General features: G+C 73.0%; 4 protein-coding genes. All 4 read right to left on the bottom strand.

All coding sequences use genetic code 11. The annotated features are described in order from the left end of the window. Window positions 1-714: hypothetical protein (locus B9S61_RS01410; protein ID WP_103540542.1), on the bottom strand; the 714-nt coding region annotated here is incomplete at its 3' end. 75 nt (window positions 715-789) lie between these two features. Further along, window positions 790-1,212 carry a DUF350 domain-containing protein gene (locus B9S61_RS01405; RefSeq protein WP_103540541.1) on the bottom strand — a complete coding sequence of 141 codons (423 nt, stop codon included), beginning with the start codon at window positions 1,210-1,212 and terminating at the stop codon, window positions 790-792. A gap of 96 nt (window positions 1,213-1,308) precedes the next feature. Then, window positions 1,309-3,417: a bifunctional serine/threonine-protein kinase/ABC transporter substrate-binding protein gene (locus B9S61_RS01400; protein ID WP_103540540.1), complete on the bottom strand. Its 2,109-nt coding sequence runs from the start codon at window positions 3,415-3,417 to the stop codon at window positions 1,309-1,311. Window positions 3,418-3,638: 221 nt separating this feature from the next. After that, on the bottom strand, window positions 3,639-4,855 hold a 1,217-nt coding region (locus B9S61_RS01395; protein WP_181007181.1), incomplete at its 5' end, for an ABC transporter substrate-binding protein.

Here is a 4,855-nt window from a genome sequence, read left to right as displayed (position 1 = left end):
GGGTTCCCGGTACACCCCCTGACCGGTGGAGCGGTCGATCCGGAGCAGCGCGAGCCCGTCCGGGATCACGTAGTCACCCGACTCGGGGAACACCGTTCCGGTCCAGCCTTCCCACTCGGTCACCGCGCCGGACATGGTCCGGGAGGCGGGAGCCGCCGCCAGTGTTCCGGCGCCGAGGCGCTGATGGGTCCGTATCCAGGGGCCGAGGGAAGTCCCGTCCTCGCGGCTCCACTTCATGAAGGTCTCGATCGGCGTGAGCGGATACCGTGCCTTGGCCGTCGGGCGGACCGGAGCGACGACGCGCGCCAGGCCCGCCTCCCGGGCCCTGTCCCGCAGCACCATCAGGATCTCCGCCGCGAGCCCGCGCCCCTTGAGCGAGGCAGTGACGATCGCCCCGCAGATCACCAGGGTGTCGGGCGCCGCCCCCCGCTCCCTGCCCTCGACGGCCCGGACGAGGCTGTCGGTGTATCCGGACGGGAGCGTCCCGGTCAGGCCGTCCCGGCGGATCGGAACACCCCAGCCGGAGGCGACCGGTACGTCGCGGTCGTCCACGAGCGTGAGGTTCCAGTCGGCGAACCACGCACCGACCCTGCCCACGTACTCCTTGACCAGCCGGTCGGCCGTGATGAACTCCGGGAACCCCTCGCTGAAGAGTTCCTTCGTCTGTGCGTCGGGCCAGTCGCGGGAGTCCGTGCGGATGATCTTCCGTTGCATCGGCGGATCCTGACACGCGTGGGCCGGTGACCGGACGCCGACCCTGTTCGTGGACGCGGTGACCGGTGCGGTGCGTCAGGCGATGGACGCCGAGACGATGGCGGACACCGCGAGGTTGCAGGACGCGGTCACCCAGACCGCCGGGTGGGGCTCGGGCTCCACCAGCGTGGCGCCCAGGCGCCCGGGGGTGATGAGATCCACCACCAGGAAGGCCAGGGCCATCATCACCAGTCCCAGCACTCCGAACGCCGCGGTCGACGCCAGCCCCTTGCCGAAGTCGTCGTACGTCGTCCAGATCGAGGTGAACACGATGCCGCCTATGCCGAGCAGCGAGGAGCTGAGCACGACGGCGGCGTTGCGGTTGCGCTCCTGCCAGATCTGCCGGCCGAGCTTTCCGGGCGTCAGCACGTCGACCAGGACGATGCCGAGAACCAGCAGGACCAGTCCGAGTGCGCCGTAGGCGGTGGCCCGGCCGAGTCCGTTGACGATGTCGCTCATGGGTGTGCCGGCTCCGTAGCGTGAGAGATCTGAATGATCGCGGTCAAGGGCGTGCAAAATGTAGGCACCCGTACGGCCGGCCGGCCTCGTGCCAGGTCACGCCCGGCGGCCGATGTCGTCCGCGCGGGCGACGAAGCGGGTGGTGCCGCCGGTGATCCGGTAGAGGAAGCTGCCGCCGTCCCGGTCGGTGTCATAGAAGTGAGCGCCCGGGTCGTAGGCGACTCTGCGCGTGATGCCCTGCCAGGGGTCGCGCAGCAGTTCCGAGCGCAGGGTGCCGGGGCCGTCGTCGCCGGCGGCGGCCAGACCGTGGGCGGCGAACCGGACGGCGTCGTAGGCCTCGGCCGCCCAGGGAGCGGGGGAGCGGCCGTAGCGGTCCCGGTGGGCGGTGGCGAAGGCCCGGATGCGCGGGTCCGCCCCGGCGTCGGCGTAGGCGGTGCCGACCATCCAGCCCTCCGCCTCGGCGAGGAACGGACGGCCGACCACGTGCTCGCCCGCCACTCGCGCACCGCGGTGGTCCGTGTCCCGCAGCGTGCGGGCGAAGGCGGCGGCGCGCTCGGAGCGCAGCCCGACGAACATGACAGCGTCCTGAGGGCGTTCGGCGACGCGGCGGGCGACGGCGGAGAAGCTCTCGCCCGCCCCGACCTCCTCCACCGAGCTCTCGCCCTCGAGCTTCCCGTACACCGTGACGATCCGCACCGACGCGCTGGTCTCCGCCGCGTCGGTGAGATCGTGCACGATCACGGTCCGGTCCGCCTTCACGACCCGGTTGAGGTGGCACAGGATCGCGGGAGGTCCCGCTGTCCGGGTCGTGCGCAGCAACAGCGCGGTGCTGAGGTTCAGGCTGTCCAGAAGGCTGGTGTCCGCCCGGGTGACGACGATGGTCATGCGGGCACGCGAGCATACTTCGACAGCCGCGGGCACGGTCGCGTTCGTACCGGCGCCGAGCACCACCGCCATGTCCGGTGTGGCGACCAACCCGGCCACCGCCGACGCCGCGCCCTTCGCGGTGCCGCGGTCGTCGGCGGTGTGCAGCGCCAGGTCGAAGGCGCGCCGGGCAACACGGTTGTGCCGGTCGACCGCGAGACGCGCACCGTGCTCATGGGCCGCGAAGGCGCTGTCCGCGCGATGGCCGAGCAGACCGACGACATACCTCGGCCGGTTGCCCGGCCCGTCCCGCCGGGGATCGTCGCGGGGCGTGAGCCACCAGGTAGCCGCCGTGGCGGTGCCGGCGCCGAGCGCCGCGCCGGTGACGAGCAGACGCCGCCGGGTGGGGGAGGAGCCGGCCGGTGACGGGCCGGCCGGATCGCGGTCGACGACGGTGGGGCCGGGGACGGGCAGGCCGACGATGTGCGAGGCCTGTGCGGCGATCAACGAGGGCAGCCCGCGCGGCAGCCAGCCGTCCGCGTCGAACCCGCCGAGGAGGGAGCGGAGTTCTCCGACGTCCGGGCGCCTCTCCGGGTCCTTCGCGAGACACCGCCGTACGACCTGCTCGAGGCCGGACGGCACGCCGTCCATGTCCGGTTCCCCGTGCACGGTCCGGTACAGTACCCCGGCAGCCCCGCCGCCGCCGAACACCGCCCGGCCGGTGCCCGCGTGGGCGAGGACGCAGCCGAGGGAGAAGACGTCACTGGCCGGGCCCACCGTACGGCCGCGCGCCTGCTCGGGAGACAGATAGCCGGGGGAGCCTACTACGGAGCCGTCGGCGGTGAGCGCGGTCGACCCTACGGCCCGGGCGATGCCGAAGTCGATCAGCCGGGGCCCGTCTGCGGTGAGCAGGACGTTCGCCGGCTTGACGTCCCGGTGGACCAGGCCCGCCGCGTGCACGTCGTCCAGAGCTTCGGCCAGGGCGGCGCCCAGGGCTCTGAGCTGCTTCTCGCCCCAGGTCCCGTGGCGGGCGACGGCCTCGGCGAGGGAGGGCCCGGGAACGTAGGCGGTGGCGAGCCACGGGGAGGCGGCGTCGGCGTCGGCCGCCAGGACCGGTACGGTCCACCGGCCGCCGAGCCGGGCCGCGAGTTCCGCCTCGCGCCGGAAGCGTGCCCGGAAGCCGGCATCGCCGGCGTGCTCGGCCCGGATGACCTTGAGCGCGCACCAGGTGCCGTGCGGCGAACGCGCCAGATAGACCACGCCCATGCCACCCGAACCGAGCCGGCCCACCAGACGGTGGCCGCCTGTTTCCGAGGGATCGAACGGCCTGAGCCGCTCCATGCCCGCTGCCTCCCCTGCCTACCGGTCCGTCAGGTCCTGTCGTCGCCGTTCCGTCTGCCACGGGACGTCGGGCACACCTCACTGGAAGGGGTGCCCCCACTCGCCGGGCCGGCCGCCATGAGCCGAGTTGTGTCCGGTACGAGGCTCGGAGGGTACCCGGGAGCACGCACCCGACGCCGCGCGGCCCGTCCTCCGGGCGGACGGCGGAACGCGACACGACCCTAGGCCGGGCTCTCCGCCGCGCGCCGGAGGTCGGTGAGCGAACCCCGCTGTACGAAGCGCCCGCCGCTCACCTCGTGGACGAACGTGCCGTCGGACCAGCCGCGGTCGTCGGGCGCGTATTGATGGTACTCACCGAACGTGTAGGGACGGGCGATGCCTTGGTATCTGGCCTTCGCCATGCGCGTGCCGAGGGCGGCCCGCTGCGGACGGCGACCCGTCCCGGCCGGTACGGTGCGCGCGAACTCCGTCAGCAGCATCCGTACCGTGTCGTACGCCTCGGCGGCGTACGGCTCCGGCGCGGTGCCGTACCGTCGGCGCCACGCCTGTGCGAACGACCTGGCCCGACTCGTGGTCAGTGCGCTGGTGTCCGCGGCGGCGGTCACCACGTACCAGCCCTCGCCGGCGGCGCCCGCCTGTCCCGGGAACGCCGTCCCGTACAACTGGTGCTGCATCCACCGCGGTCCGTCGAACCCGGCCGCGGCCAGCTGACGGGCAGCCCGGACCGTGGCGTCCAGCAGACCGAGGTAGGCGAAGGCGGTGACGCCTGCGGCCAGCAGGGAGCGGACGGCCGTCACGCCGTCGTCCGTCTTCTCGGCCACCACTTTCGGCAGGACTTCGCCGCCCAGTACCTCCTGCCACTGTCTGACCAGCAGGATGCCCTGGTCCTGGACGATCGTCCCGCCCGCCCTGTCCAGCACCACGCCGAGCCGGCCCGTCCTCCCGGTGACCAGGGCGTGCAGCACCACCCAGCCCGCGAGGGCCGAATGGGAGGCGCCGCTTTGAAACGACGACTGGGGCGACGTCACGAAGTAGTCCTGCTGTCCCGTGGTGCTGGAGACGTGGGTGAGGCCTGCCCCGCCGTAGAGATTGGCCGCAGCCCGCATCGACACCTCGTCGACCGGTCCGAGGACGGCGAACACGTCCCGGTCGGCCGTGAAGGAAGCGGCCGTCTCTCCGGCGCTCTGTTTGTCGCCCTGGTCCCGAAGCACCCGTACCGCGACGTCGAAGCCGCGGTCCGGGTCGGCGTTGTGACCGGCGGCAGCGAGGCGTGCCGCCCGCTCGACCGGCCTGCTGAACAGGGCCGACGCCGGACCGCTGGTGGAGTGGACTCCCAGCACGTACGAGGGACGTCCGGGCTCCGAGCCGCCTGCGTCTCCGTCACGGGCCGCGAGCAACGCCGCGGTGGTCGCACCGCCCGCTGTGAGCAGCAGTGCCC

Source organism: Streptomyces sp. SM1 (assembly GCF_002910825.1).
In the GTDB taxonomy this organism is placed as follows: Bacteria; Actinomycetota; Actinomycetes; order Streptomycetales; family Streptomycetaceae; genus Streptomyces; species Streptomyces okerensis.
Note: the sequence above shows the minus strand (reverse complement) of the source record. Positions and strands in the feature narration are given on the sequence as shown.